Annotated in this window: 20 protein-coding genes; all 20 read right to left on the bottom strand. The window is 45.0% G+C overall.

Annotated elements, in window-relative coordinates; genetic code table 11:
* Window positions 1–192: 192 nt before the first annotated feature.
* On the bottom strand, window positions 193–1,164 hold the full coding sequence (locus tag JQM82_RS08590; protein ID WP_235249724.1) for an ArdC family protein: 972 nt from the start codon (window positions 1,162–1,164) through the stop codon (window positions 193–195).
* A 5-nt stretch (window positions 1,165–1,169) separates the two neighbouring features.
* Window positions 1,170–1,976 (bottom strand): PcfB family protein, encoded by an 807-nt coding sequence (locus JQM82_RS08595; protein WP_235249726.1) that lies wholly within the window; start codon window positions 1,974–1,976, stop codon window positions 1,170–1,172.
* A 2-nt stretch (window positions 1,977–1,978) separates the two neighbouring features.
* The gene (locus tag JQM82_RS08600) at window positions 1,979–3,268 is read right to left on the bottom strand and encodes a relaxase/mobilization nuclease domain-containing protein (protein ID WP_235249727.1); all 1,290 of its coding nucleotides are present in this window, start codon (window positions 3,266–3,268) and stop codon (window positions 1,979–1,981) included.
* 6 nt (window positions 3,269–3,274) lie between these two features.
* Complete coding sequence (locus JQM82_RS08605; protein ID WP_024852688.1) at window positions 3,275–3,583, bottom strand: plasmid mobilization protein; 309 nt, start codon at window positions 3,581–3,583, stop codon at window positions 3,275–3,277.
* Window positions 3,562–3,732, bottom strand: a complete 171-nt coding sequence (locus JQM82_RS08610; protein WP_171054422.1) for a DUF3789 domain-containing protein — start codon at window positions 3,730–3,732, stop codon at window positions 3,562–3,564. Before JQM82_RS08610 ends, JQM82_RS08605 begins: the two co-directional genes overlap by 22 nt.
* 138 nt (window positions 3,733–3,870) lie before the next feature.
* Window positions 3,871–4,194 (bottom strand): hypothetical protein, encoded by a 324-nt coding sequence (locus JQM82_RS08615; protein WP_172590495.1) that lies wholly within the window; start codon window positions 4,192–4,194, stop codon window positions 3,871–3,873.
* Between the two features lie 81 nt (window positions 4,195–4,275).
* On the bottom strand, window positions 4,276–5,079 hold the full coding sequence (locus JQM82_RS08620) for a DNA methyltransferase (RefSeq protein ID WP_331472841.1): 804 nt from the start codon (window positions 5,077–5,079) through the stop codon (window positions 4,276–4,278).
* A gap of 20 nt (window positions 5,080–5,099) precedes the next feature.
* Window positions 5,100–5,693 (bottom strand): hypothetical protein, encoded by a 594-nt coding sequence (locus JQM82_RS08625; RefSeq protein ID WP_117739219.1) that lies wholly within the window; start codon window positions 5,691–5,693, stop codon window positions 5,100–5,102.
* Between the two features lie 10 nt (window positions 5,694–5,703).
* Window positions 5,704–6,297 (bottom strand): hypothetical protein, encoded by a 594-nt coding sequence (locus tag JQM82_RS08630; RefSeq protein WP_235249729.1) that lies wholly within the window; start codon window positions 6,295–6,297, stop codon window positions 5,704–5,706.
* Between the two features lie 11 nt (window positions 6,298–6,308).
* Complete coding sequence (locus tag JQM82_RS08635; RefSeq protein ID WP_235249730.1) at window positions 6,309–7,055, bottom strand: hypothetical protein; 747 nt, start codon at window positions 7,053–7,055, stop codon at window positions 6,309–6,311.
* A 6-nt stretch (window positions 7,056–7,061) separates the two neighbouring features.
* Entirely contained in the window at window positions 7,062–8,039 is a 978-nt protein-coding gene (locus tag JQM82_RS08640) for a DUF3991 and TOPRIM domain-containing protein (RefSeq protein ID WP_235249731.1), read from the bottom strand.
* Window positions 8,039–9,199 (bottom strand): methionine adenosyltransferase, encoded by a 1,161-nt coding sequence (gene metK, locus JQM82_RS08645; RefSeq protein ID WP_235249732.1) that lies wholly within the window; start codon window positions 9,197–9,199, stop codon window positions 8,039–8,041. Before metK ends, JQM82_RS08640 begins: the two co-directional genes overlap by 1 nt.
* A gap of 137 nt (window positions 9,200–9,336) precedes the next feature.
* Entirely contained in the window at window positions 9,337–13,707 is a 4,371-nt protein-coding gene (locus JQM82_RS08650; protein ID WP_235249734.1) for a SpaA isopeptide-forming pilin-related protein, read from the bottom strand.
* Window positions 13,708–13,780: 73 nt separating this feature from the next.
* Window positions 13,781–14,263, bottom strand: a complete 483-nt coding sequence (locus JQM82_RS08655) for a gamma-glutamylcyclotransferase family protein (protein ID WP_118198986.1) — start codon at window positions 14,261–14,263, stop codon at window positions 13,781–13,783.
* A 5-nt stretch (window positions 14,264–14,268) separates the two neighbouring features.
* Window positions 14,269–15,231 (bottom strand): amidoligase family protein, encoded by a 963-nt coding sequence (locus JQM82_RS08660; protein WP_235249735.1) that lies wholly within the window; start codon window positions 15,229–15,231, stop codon window positions 14,269–14,271.
* An 8-nt stretch (window positions 15,232–15,239) separates the two neighbouring features.
* On the bottom strand, window positions 15,240–16,529 hold the full coding sequence (gene dcm / locus JQM82_RS08665) for a DNA (cytosine-5-)-methyltransferase (protein WP_328284210.1): 1,290 nt from the start codon (window positions 16,527–16,529) through the stop codon (window positions 15,240–15,242).
* A 71-nt stretch (window positions 16,530–16,600) separates the two neighbouring features.
* Complete coding sequence (locus JQM82_RS08670; protein ID WP_235249737.1) at window positions 16,601–17,137, bottom strand: hypothetical protein; 537 nt, start codon at window positions 17,135–17,137, stop codon at window positions 16,601–16,603.
* A gap of 154 nt (window positions 17,138–17,291) precedes the next feature.
* Window positions 17,292–17,582: a plasmid segregation centromere-binding protein ParR gene (locus JQM82_RS08675; RefSeq protein ID WP_235249738.1), complete on the bottom strand. Its 291-nt coding sequence runs from the start codon at window positions 17,580–17,582 to the stop codon at window positions 17,292–17,294.
* Window positions 17,579–18,487 (bottom strand): ParM/StbA family protein, encoded by a 909-nt coding sequence (locus tag JQM82_RS08680; RefSeq protein ID WP_235249740.1) that lies wholly within the window; start codon window positions 18,485–18,487, stop codon window positions 17,579–17,581. The genes JQM82_RS08675 and JQM82_RS08680 overlap by 4 nt, the downstream gene beginning before the upstream one ends.
* 190 nt (window positions 18,488–18,677) lie before the next feature.
* Window positions 18,678–19,108: DUF5720 family protein (locus tag JQM82_RS08685; RefSeq protein WP_235249739.1), on the bottom strand; the 431-nt coding region annotated here is incomplete at its 5' end.

A 19,108-nucleotide genomic window follows, 5' to 3' on the forward strand; every position in this document is an offset into this window, starting at 1 on the left:
GCAGGTTCTTAGGGCAGCGCCCTAAGCCCTCGGAGAGCTTATTAGAATAAATATCTGCAATTATCAAGGTTCATTTGAGCCTTATTTTATTGGCTCTGTTTTTTCATAACTTATTTGACACTACCTTTTGTTACACCAACCATATCACAAGACCTCCGTAATAGCTACTCCAACCGTCCAACTTTTTCACTTTTATCGTTCCGGCTGGTTCTTTGCTTTTTTCTCTTTTCCGGATGGTTTTTCATCCTTGGTTTCCGGTGTTTTTACAGGGTCTCCAATTGCGAACTCATCGGTTACATACTCCTGTTCCTTTGCACCAAAATTCCGTTCGATATGGTTTCGGATACTGTAGGAAGCCTGACGGACATCATTTAAAAAATCTCTCAGTTCCTGCGGATCTTTCTTACCGCATTCATTTCTCTGTGCAATATACTCCAGATTGAATCCTGTGACATCCACACCATAACGTTTCGCAATCACATAGGCTGCACAATAAGCCTGTGCGCTGACTTTCTGTCGGCTGTAGGTTCCGGTATGCTGGTCCAGTGCTGCACACGCCAGTTCTCTGTTCAGTGCATGGAATGTCGTTACTTCACTCATTCCGTTGCGGATATAAATGGTACGGTATCTCGGATTGTACTGGGCCTGTACTTTGTCTGGCAGATCATCCTCAATCTGCACACGTACCGACTGGTCTTTTAAGACAGTTCCTATCAGTTCTGTCAGACTTCGCTGAGGGCGTTCTTCCAATGGCTTTCCCGACATCTGACTGATGTCAAATCCTTTTCCAATCGTATACCCTCTCCGCATTTCTCCATCTTTTTCGTATTCAGTGGAAATCATATAAGTAATGCCATGTTCCCCTGCTTTGACCGAACGGTGTTCTTCTCTCCATCGTTCATAAGATCTTACCACCTTAAAATCCGGATGCTGTCCATAGATCAAAAGCAGATTCGGTGTTCTTTGTGTATTACACTCTGCCATAAAGTCCAGAAAACCTTTCAGCTTTTCCCCATCCTGAAAAACTCCCTGTGCCTGTGAATCTACTTCAGCCCATACCTCTTCTCTTTCCTGCTGTTTCTTGGCTGCATATTCTTCCTTGGTCAACTTCTGCTCTGGAACCTGCTCTTCCGTTCCACCTGAAATCATATCTGTTAAATCCATATACATTACCTGCCTTTCGTTTTCATATTCTTACGTTTCTTCCGGCTCTCTCTGGCATTTTTCCGTCTGTCCGGACGTTTACGTTTCTCTTCCTGTTCCTTGCGGATGTCTCCGAGTTCTTTCCGCACAGATGGTTTTTCATTCTTTTCTTCCCAGCTAGTTTCCCGACCGGAAGAAGTATTTCTGTTGCGCGAGAAAGGTTCGGATGGATTCTTTATTTCCCCCTCCTGCGCCTGTGTAAAATTTCCTTCCGGGAAAGCCTCATCCCCGATCTGGAACATTTCTTCCGCATCATCCAGTTCAAATTCTATCTTGCCTTCCGGCAGGACAACGGTCTCTGTCCGTACATTCTCCCCGGTTTCTTTTTCCATCTGGTTTTCTGCCTTTTCCGGTGCAGTCTCTTTTTCCACTGCTTCTGTAACCATAGAGCCTGATTCTGCTTTTACAAAATCCAGATTCATCCGGTCTAATACCCTGTTCATCTTTGCTGCATCATCTGCAAATACCATGACCTCTGTCTGGTCCGGATTTACCTTATCTTTGATGACTACATATAAGATACCTCTCGCCTTGGCCTCTTTTGCAAATTCTTTCAGACGGTCACCCGGAACAGTAAAAAATTTCATCGGGCGCTGTTCCTTTAACATTCTGGTAAGTCTTGTTTTCCCTCTTGTCTTTTTCTGATCTTTCAGGGCGGCTGCAATAAAGATTGCCACATGCTTTGCCACATTTCCGGTAATCTTCAAAGAATATTCCATTCCTTCCAGACTGTACCGCACCACCTGATCAGCCGGTTCTGCTCCATAATTCATACTTATCTCACCTCCTGACTCTTCTGCATTCTTTCTTTATCTTCCACACGTTTTTCATTCTGGCTCTGTTCTTCTGCTTCCTGAAGTCTCGCTTCGATTTCCAAGGAATGCTTTTCAATCTGAACGGTCATACGGACTTCCTTGCGGAGTCGCTTCAGTTCCTCATTGATTTCGGACAATCGTTCTTCCCCTGTCACCCTGCCCCCATTCCGATACAATCCTCTGCGTTCTTTCATAAGTTCCGCAATCTGCTTTTGCAATGGTTCTCGGTATGCGGCAAGCTGCTCTCTGGTTGTGATGTCATGTTTCATTAGAAATTCAATCTGTTCAATCCTTCGGTCCAGTTTCCGGATATCCTCTCTGACAGCGTATGGACTCCGTTTCGGTCTTTTTGGCAGTACCCCCATTTGATATAAATAGGAATAATACAGTGCCTGAATCCCAGTCAGTTTCTTCTTTGGATGAATCTGTACTGCCTTTTGATAGACTCGTTTCACCTTTGGCTGTAGTATCTGCCCACGTATTTCCTCTTCGGAATAGTTTTTTCCAAGAGAACGCAGACGGATATACCGTTCCATTCCCGGAGCTTTTAAAGAGATGTATTTCCGGTTCAGTTTCCATGTATACCCCCGCTTTTCCATCTCTTTTAGAAATTGCGACCAGGAGTAGCTTTCCTGTACAGACTCCCTGATATCCAGACGGATCGCACTTCTCCATGTCGGTTTCCCTTCCTGCTCTGCTTTCCACTGTACATAAGGGATTGATTTTTTCTGGTCGGCTTCAATGATAGACAGACCATATTTTCTGCACAGCTCATCAGAAATCTTCCGGATCTCCGTATAATAACTCTTTGAATTGCTGTGGTACTTACGCCCGTCTGCCATGCTCACAGAGTTCCAGACAATGTGGTTATGATAATGTCTGGTATTCAGATGCGTTGTGATAACGACTTCATACTGTCCCTTTAAAAGCCGGTCTGCAAGTTCCTGTCCGATGAGATGTGCCAGTTCCGGTGTCACCTCACCTTCTGCAAAACTCTGTACCAGATGGTATCCTTCCACACCGCCCATCTTATGGAATCTCTTTTTTGTTGCCACCATATCTGCATACGCATTTTCATTGGTACATCCGATGGTATCTTCGAAGACCGCCTGTTCCGTCTTTGTCCGGTTCATGGCATAATCAATGGCAGCCTCCAGAGAGTCTGCTTTCTGTGTGGTTTTTTCTTTGTCTTTCACATATTCGATAGAACGGTCCAGGCGGTGGACGGGGATAACACTTGTATAAGCCATCTGTCATTACCACTCTTCCTTTACCAGATGCCATGTCTCTTTGGTAAGCCGGAGCATTTCCTGCACACTCTGCTCACTTGCCATTCCTGAAGCATTCGCAACATGGGCAAGCTGGTTCGCATTATTGCACAGACCCGCTATCTTCCTAAGCAGTTCCGGGTGATGCTCACAGGGTTTTGCGTGTACCTGTGCTCCCAAGATCAGCGAACGCATAAACTCTTCCCGGCTCAATCCGCTTTTTTCCACCTGTTCCTCCAATTCCCTGAGTTCCCTTGCATTTAACCGCACCGGGATCACATGGTTTCGTTTTCGCATTGCATCACCGTCCCTTCTCTTTTCTCTTTCATCATATCGCCAAGCTCCTGATCCGACCGTTTCGCAGTCACCATGCAACAGGTCACCACGACTCCGAAACAACCTCCAAACATCAATGCGATCATAATCATGACTCCGTCTCTTAACATAGCTTATCCTTCCTTTCCATGTTCATTTTATATTCGGGGGATTGGGGTTCTCCCCAAAGTGCGTTTGGATATCCAAACGCTATGCTTGCAAAACGAGTACCGCCAGTCTCTGTATCACCCGGCAGACCCGCCTTTGATTTATTTCGATTCTTTGATCTGTACCAGTCCATCGAGTGTCGTACAAATGATATGGAGTCTGTCTGCCATACTGATTTCCGTATTCATCGTCCCTGTCACTTCTTTTCCGCATACAACGACCATCCGGCATCTCCGTAAAAGGATATGAGACATCCTTCCATATCCCTGCATATCTTCCGCATCTCCTTCTTCGAGGAACGGTGAAAATCCAAACCTCGGACAGATCGGTACATAACCCAGTTCATAGATTTTTCTGCAATATTTCTGCACTTTTACCCGGCTTTCTTCTGCTGAACAGCACACATAAGCCAGAGCCTGTTCCATACGCTCCATCTCCTTCCTGCATCCAGTTGGATGCCATTGCTTTTTCTCTATAAAAACAAGATGTCCTATTGGACATCCCGGCTACTTTTCATCCTCGTTTTCTTCTGCTTCTAACGCAAACTTCACTCTGTCACTTCCCAGTTTATAGTAGGCATCCGTCACTTCAATTCCTACGGCACGATACCCTGTCATAGCCGCTGCAAGGACAGTTGTTCCTGCTCCGGCAAACGGGTCCAGGATCAGCCCTCCCGGTTCACAAATCTGGATGACATCTTTCATAAGCTGCAACGGTTTCTCTGTCACATGAATCCGGTTCTGCGGATTTCCATATCGGAAAACACCCGGCAGACAAGATACCGGACGGTTGATCGGCATCGGTCCGTTACTGCCCCACACAATGTATTCAGCCTGCTGGCGAAAACGGCCTTTCTGTGGACGGGAGTTTCCCTTATCCCACACCGCTGTTCCTCTCCAGATCCATCCTGCCCACTGCAATGCATCGGTAATGGATGGATACTGTCTCCAGTCAATAAACAGACAGATCGGCGCCCCTTTCTTGCAGGCTTTTCGGACATCATATAGCCACTCAGCCATCCAGTGTGTCCAGGATCTCTGATCCTTATTATCTCCATCGAAATCCGGGAGTGCATTTGCAGCACTCATACTGCTGTATTTCTGATTGGTGGTGCGGTTCCTTTCATTCTGCTTTGTCCCTCCGGATGCATACGGCGGATCGGTAATGACTGCATCAAAGATTCCCGGCTGGAATGATTTGACCAGTTTCAGCGTATCTCCATGTAAAATCTTCCAGTTCTTCCCTTCGGCATATTCCTCCGGGTATGTTCCCTCTTTCATAAGTTCTTCCAAACTCAGGTCATTTGTCATAGGCATCATCCTTTCTGTTCTCAGCGCTCCGGCTGATTTTTCTTCTTTGTTTGTTTTTTCTGGTAGGACTTTGGCGGTTTCAGTTTCTCAGGAACAGAAAAAGCTCTCCACTTTCCATTTTCATATAAGAACATATCTTTTGTGTGGTTATTAAATATATCCCAAGGGAAAATATCCCCTTTGATATAGATATTTCCTCTTACTTCTCCATACACATGGCTTTCTCCACCGATAACAGGTGCATTTACTCCTACCGTATCAATAAATGCTTTTCCACTGATTATCGCATTTTCCTTTATCTCACCGCCACAGATATAACAGTCTCTCTTTGCAACTGCTCTGTCATAAAAAGTAGCATCTCCGGTAACAACCGCATAACCTCTGACCAGACTGCCATCATAAAGTGCAGCTTCTTCCTTTACCTCACCGTTTTCGCAACAGATTGCATCATCATAAATCCAGCAAGTTCCTTCCTGTGACAGATTGTTTTCATTCTCTACAAAACCGCCCAGTGTTCCTTCTGGTACTTTCTCGTTCACATCGATCAATGCCTGTATTCGATGGAGCCATGGATATTTTGGATGTTCAATTTCTGTAATTTTATACTTACTCATGCTGTCTCCTTTATCGTTCCGATGGATTTTTCTTTTTGGTCTTCTTTCTAGGATAATATAATGGTGGCTGTAATTTTTCGATTGCTGGTGAAATACTCCATTGTCCATGTTCAAAAATATGTGTGTCCTGCGTATTCGCTTCAATTTTTTCCCATGAAAAAATATTACCATTAACATGGACATTCCCTTGTACCATCCCATAAACACGACTATCCCCGCTAATCAAAGGCTTTTGCAAACACAAAGAACCAATAATGGCTTTTCCAGCAATTACAGCATCATCTTTTATTTCACCACTGCTTATATAACAACTGTCTTTTGCGACTGCATGATTATAAATTCTTGCTTTTCCGGCAACTACTGCAGTTCCTCTAACCATACTGTCATCGTAAATTTCAGCCTCTTCTCGTACCAAACCGCCTTCACAACAGATCGCATCATCATAAATCCAACACCCTCCTCCCTGTGACAGATTCGTTATACTATCTACAAAACCACCTATTGTTCCCTTTGGTACTTTCTCGTTCACATCGATCAATGCCTGTATTCGATGGAGCCATGGATACTGCGGATGTTCAATCGCTGTAATCTTATACTTATTCATATTATCTCCTTTCACCGTTCCGGCTGATGTTTCTTCTTTGTCCTTTTATTTTCTTTTGGTGGCAGACTCAACTCGGTTTCTACATATTCACTGATAATCAAAAGTGCTTTGTAATAATCCCCACTTTCCAATACTCTTTTACACATTTCTTTTGCTTCTGCTGTCTGTTTATTCTTTTTCAAAAGAGTTGAGGCATCGCCCATAATGGAAAAAATATTCCCATCATGTCCAAGGAGTTGTAACTTGGGACGTTGTTTCTCAGGCTTTATCGGGATCTGCTCTGTTTTCTTTTCATAGATTTTCGGCTGCTCCATATCTGGATGCCAGAAATGCACATTCAGCATTCCACCATCTACCTTGATATCCCTCTGCTCAAATCCTTCACCCCACCCGTCACTGTACTGCCTTGTAATGTATTCGGTGAATTCCTGTAGTTCTTCCTGACTTAAAAATTCATTTAATTCCAGTTTTGTACAGCCATATAAGGTTCCTTCCTGATTTTCTATGGTAACAACTGCACTTTTTACTTTTTCCTGAATGGATGCACTGCCGGAAAAATACTGCATAAGGTCATCTTCCCCATATCGGTTCAGTTCCTCACGTATCGCACTTTCATACCAGGCAAGGTCTGTCCCATCCAAAGGCATTCCATATGCATCATTTTCTGTCCACTCTTCTTCCCATTCTGATTCTTCCGAAATAAGATTTCCAGTCAGTTCTGTCAATAGATTGATGTGTATCGTTTCTTTTTCTTCCATTTTCTATCACCTGCTTTCCAATGGTCTGTCTCTGCACAGATTCGTCTGCTTTCTTTCTTTTGCAAGATCTGCATAGTCTGCCCCTTCTCTTTCCGGCAGGTTGCTGATGATCTTGTATCTTCCTTCATAATGCTTTTTCATCTGTTCTTTTGCCCATCTTCCGGCAAAATCATTATCCGTACAGATTTCAATTTCCTTGATTTCCGGATGGTTCTTAAGGAACGCCTCCAGTGCGTCCGGTGGCTTTTTAAAACGTTCACTTTGTATCTGTGCGTTTTCTTTCGGAGCAGCAATCCCCCCAAGGGAAAGCCGGTATTTATCCTGCTTTCCCTCTTCCAGTGTCATATGTGCCAGTGCATCAATACAGGCTTCGTAAACAGCAACCCGATTCGTCTCTTTTCTTGGAGGAATACAAAAACTGTACTTCTTTTCACTTCCGACCTGTTCCATCTTGAATCCTTTCCCGTTTTTTTCATAGATTCCTCGCAGGAAGGCATATCTCGCTTTTCCCGATTCATCTTTCCCGACAAAAACAGCATTATGGTACGGAACACTTTCATAAAGGATTTCCTGTGAGATACAATACGTGATCACCGCATCGCTAACCCCACGGTGGTTCAGATAGGCCCGGATTCTCCGGCAGTTTAAGAATCTCTCCGGCAGCTTAAATGGTGGTTTTTCTTTTTCAACTGACTGTGTCGGAAGAAAAGACGGACTCTCTTCGCACAACAGCTTTACGGCATCTGTAAATTTCATCCCATCCACTTCTATGAGGAAACGCAGTGCAGACACGCCGCCGATATCTCTGGACTTCCAATGCCATTTGCTGGACAGTTCATTGATTTTAAAACTGTCGTGGTCCGTCAACTGCCATTCATTTCTGGTTCTTGTCTTTTGCAGTCTCTGTGCCTGATGCGTTCGTAGATACTCATATGCAGTCATGTTCTTTGCTGCCTGAATCTCCTCTTCCGTTACCCAAGGCATTACAGAATGGTATCCTGAAGAGCCAGTACCTTATCGGTTCGCTCCCAAGGAAACTCCTTTCTTCCAAAGTGTCCAAAAACTGCCGTCTGCCGGAAAATCGGACGGTTCAGTCTGAGAGATTCCATGATCTGGACAGGTGTCACTCCAAACACCAGTGGGATTGCTCTCGCCAGACAATCATCTGCACACACTTTTCCTGTACCAAAGGTATCCACTGCGATCACCACCGGCTCTGCCACTCCGATTGCGTAAGCCAGAGACACCTGACATCTGCTTGCAAGTCCGGCAGCTACCATATTTTTGGCAATATATCTTGCCATATATGCTGCAGAACGGTCTACTTTTGAACAGTCCTTCCCCGAAAATGCACCTCCGCCATGCGGAACCATACTGCCATAGGTATCCACCATCAGCTTTCTTCCGGTCAGTCCGGTATCTGCATCAAGACCTCCGCACACAAATCTCCCTGACGGATTGACCAGGATCTTCGTATCCTCATCCGGAGGCAGTAATCGGAGTGCCGGGCGAAGCACTTTCTCCCTGATCTCGGACTCTAACTTCTTCAGACTCTTTTCTGCACTATGCTGGCAGGAAACAACCACGCTTTCCAGTCTCACTGGTTTTTCATCTTCATATTCTACGGTTACCTGTGCTTTTCCATCCGAAAAGATATCTTTGATATATCCGCTTCTTCTGCAAGCCGAAAGTTCACGGGTAATCCGGTGTGCCAAAACGATAGGCATTGGCATAAGCTGTGCGGTTTCATCACACGCATAGCCGACCATAACGCCCTGATCTCCAGCTCCCCGGCTTCTGTCTCTTCCCTTTTTTCCATTGTTGTCCCGGAATTCTTTTGATACACTCACTGCTTTTGCGATGTCCGGACTCTGCTGGTGTACAAACGTATCCATTTCTATTCCATCCGTACAATATCCGCATTCTCCCAGAACCTTTCGGATCACATCAAACACTGGCGGCTCATATCCACTGCTGATTTCTCCTGCCACAAACACATTTCCTCTTGTCGCAAGCACTTCACATGCAACCCTTGAAGACGGATCATGTTTCAGGCATTCATCTAAGATTGCGTCTGCGATCTGGTCACATACTTTATCCGGGTGTCCTTCTGTTACTGATTCTGCTGTATAATAACGTTTCATTTTTTCTTCTCCTTATATCTACAAGTCCTGCCACTGGCAAATCCTTACTTACGAATGCATGGCAAGATAGACAGGGCAGGAGCTGCCTGATACACATCTCCTGCCCTGCCGGATTGATTTATCCAGTTATTCTTCTTTTATTTTTCTTCTGTTTCTTCTTTATTTTCTGTCATTCTTGACTTCTTTCTGCGGTACACAGTCACTCCTGTAACTGTTCCGGCAGATGCCAGTGCAAGCAGGACAAATGCCCATACTTTCTGGTTATCCCCTGTTTTTGGTGCATTGGTCTTTTCGGTTGTTTTCTCCGGTGTTCTGGCATCTTTCATTTCTACTTTCTGCACTTCCATCGTATCTTTCAATGTAAATGTAACATCTTCGGCAATCTCATAACCATCCGGTGCTGTGATCTCACGCAAGGTAAGTTCCTCATTGACCGGAAGCTTCGCAACAGAATGTGGCTTTCCGTCCGTGATCCACTCTTCCAGAACAGTTCCGTCTTTTCGGATGATCTGAAGCTTTGCCCCTTCCAGTTCTTTCCCTGTGGTAATGTCTGTTTTGGAAATTTCCACTTTGGAATATTCGTCTTTCATTTCAACCTTTGTCACACTTCCATCTTCTTTGACTTCAAAGGTCACATCGCTGGCAGACACATAGCCGTCTTCATAAGGAGCCAGTTCTTCATGCAAAGTATAAGTTCCTTCCGGCAGACCATAAATCACATGATCTTCTTTGGTACTGGTCCATTCTTCCACGACATTTCCGTCTTTGTCGATCACCTGAAGTTTTGCTCCCTCCATCTCTTTTCCGGTAGTCGCATCTGTCTTGGTGATCCGTGTCTCGGTCGGCTGGTTCTCAACTTCTTTACTCAGTACAATCTTTTCAAGATTCTGGTTTTCGTAGGATGCATCTACTTTCCATACTTCCTCGTTCGGAAGATATCCGTCTTTTCTGACTTCCTCTTTGACATAATATTTCCCATGTGGAAGGTCACTGTCAAAAGTCAGATTCCCATTCTTATCGGTTGCTTTCTTTTCCAGCAGGGTATCCTTCTCTACAAAAACTTCTCCCTGATTAGAGACGATATCTTCCCCGGCATATAGTCCGAAGATGACTCCTTCCAGCTTTTCTCCTGTAACAGAATCCTTCTTTTCTACCGATACGGACACCTTCTGTCTCTCGTTTTTGTAAGTAACCCCTTCATAAACAACTGCCTGTGTATCATCCTCGGCTGTCAGGGTAAATTCTTTCTGCTCGGTATTCAGGACAAAATTCTCTCCTGCCACAACCTCTTTCAGATAATAAGTTCCCAGTGGCAGGTTGTTGAGTACTGCCATTCCCTTTTCGTCTGTAGTCAGTTTGGCTACCAGGTCATCTTTTTCGTAGCGGACAAGCGGATTCCCTTCTTCGTCCTTTGCCCCATCCGGTGAATAAATGGTATCCTTGGCATATACTTCAAACTGGGCACCTTCTACTCCGGTTTCTTCATATTTAAAATCTTTATAGATACCTGTTTCTTCTTTCCCGGATACCGCATTTTTTACCTTTGACACAAGCGTCTTTACTTTTGCCAGAACAGAATCTCCGGTTACTTCGGTAAGCTGTTCTCCTTTTTTGGTCAGGAGCAGGCTTCCCACCTGTTCATCGTTTTTCTGTTCTACCTCTACGATTGCAGCTCCTGTATCCGGATCGATCTGGTGTGCCGTGTTTGAGGATACGGTGATCTCAATGGCACTCTGCGGATTTTCTTTATAAGTTCCCTTTGCAGTCTGTTCTAATGGTGAAAGGATCGTTGCTCCGTCATACAGAGACTCTTCGTATCCCTGTCTTACAAATCCTTCCGGTGCTTTCACTTCCTCGATCCGATAAGTTGAGAATTTCAGTTCCTGCGGTGTGATCAGATATCCTTCCTCATTGGTCTGGAATACGCTGATCTTTTCTTTTTTCGGATACTGAACGACCTGTTCAATGTATTTCTTATTTGTCACATCGTAAATCTTATAAGATGCCCCTGCCTTTAAAACGGTATTTCCTGTCTGTGCATCTTTCTTCACGATTTTTAACAGGAACTCAAACGGACGGTCATCAAACACTCGCCACTGCATAGGTTCTCTGTTGTCATCTTCCACATTTACCACAAATGGATCGATGGTCTTCAGATTCTCCGGTGTCGTGCTTTCTACCACAACATAACTTCCATAAGGCAGTTCCGGGCTGACTGCATATCCTTTTGTATCCGTGATCAGTTCCGGCACTGGTACGGCTGTTCCATTCTCATAGGTGACTGCCACCTGCTCGTTACTGAAATCATAATTTTTAAAATCACTTGCCGTGTAGCTTTCTCCATTGGTCGGTTTCAGCTTTCCATTTTTCACCTGTGACAGGCTGCTGATCAGATATACCTGAAATCCTGCTCCTGCGACCAGGTCTGTTTCTGTCTGCTCTCCATCTTCACTGATCTTGATCAGCTGGAATGCCTGTTTCTTCACCTGCTCTTTTACCGTAAGGTCTCTTGTCACTTCTGCAACATCTTGTCCCTCATAGGTTACGGATACCTCATATCTTGTAGTATCCAGTGTATATCCTTCCGGCGGAGTGATCTCTTTTACATACATTTCTCCAAGATATAATTCTGAGAACTCCAGTGTTCCATCATCACCGATGACTCCCTGTGCGATCAGGCTGTCCTGTTTATACAGCACCCCTGTTGTTCCATCCGGATGCACGATATCTTCTTTGGCATACAGACCATACACCGCACCACGAAGAGCACCGTCTCCCTGTGGCTGGAATGCAAGTGTTTCCTTATCAATCTTTGCGATCTTTACTTTTCCGGTGACCCTCTCATCCGTTGCTGCTAGCATCAATGTCTTTCCGGCTGCAACATCCACTTGATAGACTTCCTGATTCCGTTTATATCCGGTCGGTGCAGTCACTTCTTTTACATACACAGTTTTGAGTGCAGCATCAAAATAATCACTGACTGCTTTTCCGTCTGTTCCGGTTGCAGTCATCGTCATCAGCAAATTTTCGCACTTCTTATCGGTATAAATACCGTAAACTGCTCCAGCCAGTGGATTCTGTGTATTGATATCTTTCTTCGTCAACTCAATACGTGTCATGTTCAGCCACTGTACGCTGAAGCTTACCGGAGCTGCTGTTTCGCTTTCGAATACACCGATATCCTGTTTGGAATCTCCGGTCGTCAGCACCAGCGTTCTCCATGTCTTTCCGACAGAACCGTATAAGTTGCCGGAAGCATAACTGCCTGTCAGCAACAGATCTGCCGACAGATAAAAAGTATCGCCGCCATAAATCTGGATTTTCCCATTTGTCACACTTGTTCCTTTGGTCAGGTTATGTGCGGTGACATGTTCCGGCACACTGAGTGTCACATAATTTCTGTGATCCCCGGACAGTGTGATATTCGGTGTTTTCTGGAGATTTCCATCTCTTACTGCATTCAGTTTCGTACTGGAAAGGCTCAGTTCCCCTTTTGGAGGTTCTTCCTGTCCGAACAGGTAATTGATATATGCGATCACCCCTGCATTTACAAGGTCATTGTAATTACAGCCTGTAAATCCGGCTTCTCCTGCGTAAGCGTAGCTGGCTGCAATATGCGTATACACATACTTTTCATCCTCTGATTTCCCGGACAGATAACTTCCTGTCAGATCTCCTGCCCCGCCATAGCCATAGTAAAGGACTTTCTGCAGATTCTTGTTACTGTCCAATACCTGTGCCACATAACTTCCACTCGGTGGGGATGCTTTCTGGGACTGGAGACAGTATGCGATCTTTCCGTTTACGGTAAACAGACAAGTAAGATAATTTCCAAGATAACTTGGATAATAGATCGTTCTTCCTTTTGTCAGTGTGACTGTTGAACCGCTGCTTGTGGCTCTTTCAGCCGCAGACAATACCATGACATTTCCTTCCTCAATATCCTCTTTGAGTTCTTCGATTGCCTGTGCAGATGCATCTTCCCCGGATGCCTCGATCTCTACATCGGTATAGTTCTGCACAGGCGAGTCCGAATCATCTTCAGATTTTGTATCTGATTTTTGCTTTTCTCCACCATTGTCCTGTACATATGCCTGACCTTCCGTATCCGTCAGGATCACCTTTCGGCTGATGATGTAGCTGTCACTCTGATCCTTTGGTACAACCATGTAAGAGGCAATGTAAGTTCCGGCTTTGTCCGGATGGTATTCCCCACCCTTTTCATCTTGGATGCTGACAAGCGTAACATCCTCTTTTTCTGCATCATAATGGATTCCTTCCATACTGGTTTCCACTGCAAATATTTCATCCGAAATCTCTTTCGTGATATCGTCTGCCGTAACTACCTTCTCTTTCTGACTCGTAGCCGCCTGTTCGGATGCCTGTACCTCCTGCCCCACATCCGTCTGCTCGGCAGCAAACGCATTGGCACTGCTTAAGGTACTGACGCCCATCAGGACAGCCAGTCCAAAGGCTGCGATTCTAGTTTTTAAATTCTTCACCTTCATGTGTGTTTCCTTTCTGATAATAAATATATTGTTCAGTAAAATACCGCAGAAGGCTCTCCCTCTGCGGTAACATTTATCTTGTATATTGCTTTTCTGCTTTTTTCATTTCCTGTCTGGTGCGTTTTACTGCATCCATCACTGCCTTTGTCGGCAAATCATTTTCCAGACATCCTTCCAGAATTCCATCCAGATAAAATTTCGATGGTCTTGCCGGAACATCCTTATGAGGGGAGTTCATCGTGTATACGAATACTTCCCTTGCAGTTCCAGCCTGATCCTTTACCTGAATGGTTTCTTTCCCATAAAAATTTGGAAATCCTTCATAAAAATCCAGATTCTTTTCACAAGCTTCTGTGATCTTCCATAAGACTCCATCCACATAGCTTCCTTTTTCCGGAAGCACAGTTGCAACGCCATTTCCCGGAGCTCTGCCACGGAATGCCAGCCGGTAATCTTCCAGCCGGACATTGCCAACCACTTCCGCATCCGGACAGCGGAATCTCATCTGCCCCAGGTTCATGTTACTGCCATATGCAAAATAATATCTTTCTTCTATTTTCCTCACCTCGATCTGACGTCTTCCGTCCTTTGTTTTTTCTTCAGGCACTCATATGTGCTTTTGTCGTATCTCCATGCCAGATCACCTTCCAGATTTGCCAGCAGATGTTTCCGTACATTCTTATATTCTTCTCCGATTAATCCGAGCCGCAACAAAAACGTACGGAATGTAAACGCCGGGTTTTCTGAGATCGGTGTCTTTTTCATCTGGGTGGATCTCTGATTAATCGCCTGTGCGGAAATCGCAAGTGCCAGTGTAATGTTCGCCCTCACTTTTCCTGCATGAAGGGTACTTTCAAAACAGCGCCACTCCAATGTTCCTTTGGAAAATACAGCATGGAGGTTTAACGCATAATACCGGGTACTGTCATAATGATTATGACTTCCATCTCGGCCTCCATACCAGACATTTCTTACCCGGTCCATCGTAATGGATTTGTTTGGCATTTTTCGGATTTTTTCCAATACCTCCGGACGCACCTTCTGACAATAGCTGTACTCTCTTCTTTCCTGCACTTTCAGTGCTTTGAACAGGATATCTTCCTTTGCGTACATAATGGTCAGCGCATTTTTCAGACTCTGCGGTGTATGGTTCGCCGCATCTACATGAACATGCTGACCACAGGACTCATTGACAAAACCTCCATGCCTCCGCAGACAGCGTACAACTTCCTGTAACTTTCCCATTTCATCATAGGATAATTTCGGTGATACCATCTCTGTTGAATATTCTCTATCTGCTGATACGATTCGACCACCTGATTTTCTTTGTGTATCAATGCTTCCGTCAGACATGAACTTCCACTTTTTTCCTTCCCGATCTCTCGCTGACCATATTCCGTAATACGCACCTTCATAAACGACTTCTGTCCCGAACAGTTCTGCTACAACTTCTGCAGCCCGTTGTCTGGTGATTCCTGTCATCTCGATTTCCGTACCAAAGTACTGATCCTGAATTCCAATCATCACCGACACTATCCTTTCTCAGACAGTTCCAGTTCTTTTCGCTCTGCATCTGCCTTTCGCAGTAATGCTCCGATTGCTTCGATCACCGTAACAGTTACCCCGTTCCCAGCCTGTTTATATAGCTGTGCATCCGATGTGCAGTCTATGATCTTATCAATCTGCCAGTCATAATATCCCTGCAGACGCAGACACTCTCTTGGAACCAGTCTGCGTATTCTTCCGTGATACAAGATGCCATGACGATCTGTTGCAGTAATCGTGAACATTGGTTCTTCCGGTTCCTTCATGCGTCTGCCGTTCTGCCGGACATTTTCTTTTGCTGGTGTTAAGACTGCTCTTGCTCCATCCTCTGCTAATACACCGGAACATTCTCCTTTATATTTGTGGACACCGCATTGTCTGGTGTTCAGGCTTCTGCATTCTTCCGTTACCACCGGCGGCGGTGAAAGATCGACAAAGTGCAGCGTTCCCTGTTGAACACCTGTTGTCAGGGTATGTGCGATCTGGTGTCCGACTCTTCCTCTCCTGCTGTTGAGATTCGCATAGCCCAGATCGATGCTGTCCCCTTCTCTTGCAAGTTTGTAGCCGAGTTTTGTATTCTCTTTGATTGGAACACCTACATCATATAATCCTGTCTTGCCGCCCATTCCACCTGCCTGTGATGTCAGGGTACAGCTTAGTCCTTTGGGACTGTAGACTCTTTTCCCCTGACTTCCTGCCCGGATTTGAACAAGAGCTGCTCCATTTGTTTCTGGTTCAGGTAATATTTTTCCGGCACATCTGAAATCAAGATATCCGACAATATACACCCGTTTCCTTGCTTGGGGGACTCCGAAATCCTTGCTGTTAAGCACTTTCCATTCGACATGGTACCCCAGTTGCGAAAGCGTACTGAGGATGGTGCAAAATGTCCGCCCCTTGTCATGCGAAAGCAGACCGGGAACATTTTCAAGGATAAAATACTGGGGGCTTTTAGCTTTGAGAAGCCGGGCAATCTCGAAAAAGAGGGTTCCTCTTGCATCTGCAAATCCTTCCCGCTTTCCGGCGATAGAGAATGCCTGGCAAGGAAATCCTGCACAGAGCAGATCAAAATCCGGCATTCGTTCTGGTTCAATTGTTCGTGCATCACTACAATACCACTCCCCTTCTGTGTCAAACAGCAATCGGTAGTTCTTATCCGCATAAGTATCCACCTCGCAGTGTCCGACACAGGTAAATCCCCCTGCACGTCTTAAGCCTTCTCGGAATCCGCCGATTCCGCTAAAGAGATCAAAAAATTGAATGGTTGCGGTTATCAACCTCCTTTGCTGATAAAAACAGGCGGCATGATTTTTCTCATACCGCCTGTTGGTTTCTCTGTATCTGTTTGTTACCATTCTGTTGGTTCTTCTGCTTGGGTTTCTTCTTCCGGTTGAGTTTCCTCGTCTGGTTCGCTTTCTTCTTTCAGTTCGGTTTCCTCGTCCGGTTCGCTTTCTTCTTTCAGTTCGGTTTCCTCGTCCAATTCACTTTCCTCGCTCGGTTCGTTTTCCTCTTCCGGTTGAGTCTCTTCTGTTTCAGATTCTCCAGTTGCAGGTTCAGCTTCTTCCATGCTGTCTTTGTTCTGCCATTCGCCTTCTGCCTTTTCCAGTGCCTCTTCGATGATCTGAATTAAGAAGTCTTTCTGTTTCATGCCTTTTTTTGCGATGACTGTTTTTAATCTCTGGAATAATTCCTCTGATACCTGTACTGCGATTGTTCTTGCTGTTCCCATGCTCATTTCTCCTTTTCCTGCAAGTCTTTCAAAATGTTCTTCGATGACCTGCTGTATAAATTTCTGTGTGCTGCTTTCTGTCAGTTCAATCTCTTCTCTTACTTTTTCGTGTAAGTCCTTCGGGATCTTTCCGCATATGTTCTTCATCTCTGTCATAGCGTTTCTCCTTTCCGTTTCGCTACACACAACATACTCCAAAGATGCATGGAAAGCTATTCACAATACCTACCAAAGATATCGATGCTGTTTTGCTCCTGCCCCTAGCAGATCCAACAATGTATGTATCGCACAATCATAGGCCTCACCCCCTTTACATATTTTCCATCTGAGATAGGAAATCCATCATCTGATCCGGGATATCCTCAGACGGTGGATTTGTTCCACTTTGTTCCGCACCGCCACAAATGTTTAATTCCCGAACACTTTCTTTGATCGTCTTTTGGATGATCTCTTCCATCCACTTCCGGTCCTCTTTTTCCAGAATCGCCTGAACAAGATACTGGTTTTTCTGTCCTTCCGGAACACTCTGGAATTTCTCCCATGCTTTCTTATGTTCCGGATTTTTCAGGTTTGGACGGAACGAATATACCGGACGTGTCATTTCGCCCACATCTGCTCTACAATCCGTTCATACCCGGCAGCGTTCGCATGGACGTCCTCGATAAAAACAGGGCGGCAAATCGCGTCCTGTGCGGTCACGTGGCGTTTTAAAATCGCAGAACCTCCACCCATAAATACGCTCGGCACCGCCCTGAGATCAAACCCGGATTCCGTTACCGCAGACAAGATTCTTTCGATGTATTTCCGTCCGTTTTCCTGTATGACAACTCTTGCATCTTCTGCCATGCTGCAGGTTTCCCCACGAAGCACACGTTCGATCTGTGTTTCCGTTACAGACAGTCCGGTATTTCTCCGCACCTGTTCTGCCGTCTCATCAATACACCGGATCACACCCAGCTCCAGACTCCTGCAGGTTGCCGCATTCGGAACAGCATTATCCAGTCTCATCAGATCAACCGTCCAGCCACCAACATCCACCAGAAGAACAGATGGTTCATCCTTCAGGTACTCTGGATGCAGAGCCAGGGCAGAGTAGCCTTGTGGGAACAGTTTCACATCTTTGATCTGTATTTCATACCATTCACTTTCATATAAAAAGCGCACCGGCTGTTCTTTCCGCAACAGATACTCCTTAAATCCCTGTTTCTCCCTTCCAAAGCTGGACAAAGGCAGTCCAACTGCCAGAATGACTTCCGTCTTTCGTTCCGCTTTCTGGTGCTTAATTTCTTCTGCAATCGCAGCCAACGTCAGCAGATAATAATTATCATTGGACGTTTTATTTTTTACCAGCGTCTGTCTCCCTGTACCACAGACATAATACTTTCCCCGATACTGCAGAACATTCTGCATCGTATACGGCTCATAATCATACTTGATAATGCCACTGGGAAAAGACACATGTTTTGTCTTGATCGCATAATACCCATGATCAATTCCTACTATCATCATAATCACATCCTTCTTTCGTTTTTTCGTCTGGCATAAATCCAAGAACCCTTTTTCTGCTGCAACGGATCGTTGCAAAAGTGCCTGTTTTGAACACTTTTCTAAGTTTCCATGCCCCAAAACCTGCGGAAACTCTGGGGTTCTCATACCGCTGCTGCTTGAGGAACACTCCCTGTTCTTTCCCAGCCGGTTAAAAAATATCCCTCTCCCGGCGGCTGTCCAGCCTGTCCGGGAGAGGGATATATCTCAATGTTCCTTTTTGAACAATGGCCTGTCTTTTTATTTTTATGAGATGTTCTTCCTGCTTTTGTAACATGGCAGAATACTCATCTTCCGTCAAAAACTTCCGGATATAAGCTCCTTTTTTCCCCAGCGTGTTATCTGTTTTTAACATCTCTATTTCTACCATGTAATGGGTATCCGGATGATATCTGGTTTCACATAAAATGCTTTCGCCTTTGATATAATCCGATTTCACCGCCTCCCTTGCCGCCGCTAAAAGTTCATGGATACTTACCTCCACCTGCATCACCTCCTTCAAAAATAGCGAAAGAAAAGCAGACCCCTCAATCGAAGTCTGCTCAAAACAGTTATTATTTTCTCTGAATAACTCATTATTGT

This window comes from Faecalicatena contorta (assembly GCF_021531995.1).
GTDB classification, from domain to species: Bacteria; Bacillota; Clostridia; order Lachnospirales; family Lachnospiraceae; genus Dorea_A; species Dorea_A contorta_A.

Coding starts and splice junctions, on each gene's coding strand:
- JQM82_RS08590 (WP_235249724.1), bottom strand. CDS start 1,164: ATGGATTTAACAGATATGATTTCAGGTGGAACGGAAGAGCAGGTTCCA.
- JQM82_RS08595 (WP_235249726.1), bottom strand. CDS start 1,976: ATGAATTATGGAGCAGAACCGGCTGATCAGGTGGTGCGGTACAGTCTG.
- JQM82_RS08600 (WP_235249727.1), bottom strand. CDS start 3,268: ATGGCTTATACAAGTGTTATCCCCGTCCACCGCCTGGACCGTTCTATC.
- JQM82_RS08605 (WP_024852688.1), bottom strand. CDS start 3,583: ATGCGAAAACGAAACCATGTGATCCCGGTGCGGTTAAATGCAAGGGAA.
- JQM82_RS08610 (WP_171054422.1), bottom strand. CDS start 3,732: ATGTTAAGAGACGGAGTCATGATTATGATCGCATTGATGTTTGGAGGT.
- JQM82_RS08615 (WP_172590495.1), bottom strand. CDS start 4,194: ATGGAACAGGCTCTGGCTTATGTGTGCTGTTCAGCAGAAGAAAGCCGG.
- JQM82_RS08620 (WP_331472841.1), bottom strand. CDS start 5,079: ATGACAAATGACCTGAGTTTGGAAGAACTTATGAAAGAGGGAACATAC.
- JQM82_RS08625 (WP_117739219.1), bottom strand. CDS start 5,693: ATGAGTAAGTATAAAATTACAGAAATTGAACATCCAAAATATCCATGG.
- JQM82_RS08630 (WP_235249729.1), bottom strand. CDS start 6,297: ATGAATAAGTATAAGATTACAGCGATTGAACATCCGCAGTATCCATGG.
- JQM82_RS08635 (WP_235249730.1), bottom strand. CDS start 7,055: ATGGAAGAAAAAGAAACGATACACATCAATCTATTGACAGAACTGACT.
- JQM82_RS08640 (WP_235249731.1), bottom strand. CDS start 8,039: ATGCCTTGGGTAACGGAAGAGGAGATTCAGGCAGCAAAGAACATGACT.
- metK (WP_235249732.1), bottom strand. CDS start 9,199: ATGAAACGTTATTATACAGCAGAATCAGTAACAGAAGGACACCCGGAT.
- JQM82_RS08650 (WP_235249734.1), bottom strand. CDS start 13,707: ATGAAGGTGAAGAATTTAAAAACTAGAATCGCAGCCTTTGGACTGGCT.
- JQM82_RS08660 (WP_235249735.1), bottom strand. CDS start 15,231: ATGATTGGAATTCAGGATCAGTACTTTGGTACGGAAATCGAGATGACA.
- JQM82_RS08670 (WP_235249737.1), bottom strand. CDS start 17,137: ATGACAGAGATGAAGAACATATGCGGAAAGATCCCGAAGGACTTACAC.
- JQM82_RS08675 (WP_235249738.1), bottom strand. CDS start 17,582: ATGACACGTCCGGTATATTCGTTCCGTCCAAACCTGAAAAATCCGGAA.
- JQM82_RS08680 (WP_235249740.1), bottom strand. CDS start 18,487: ATGATAGTAGGAATTGATCATGGGTATTATGCGATCAAGACAAAACAT.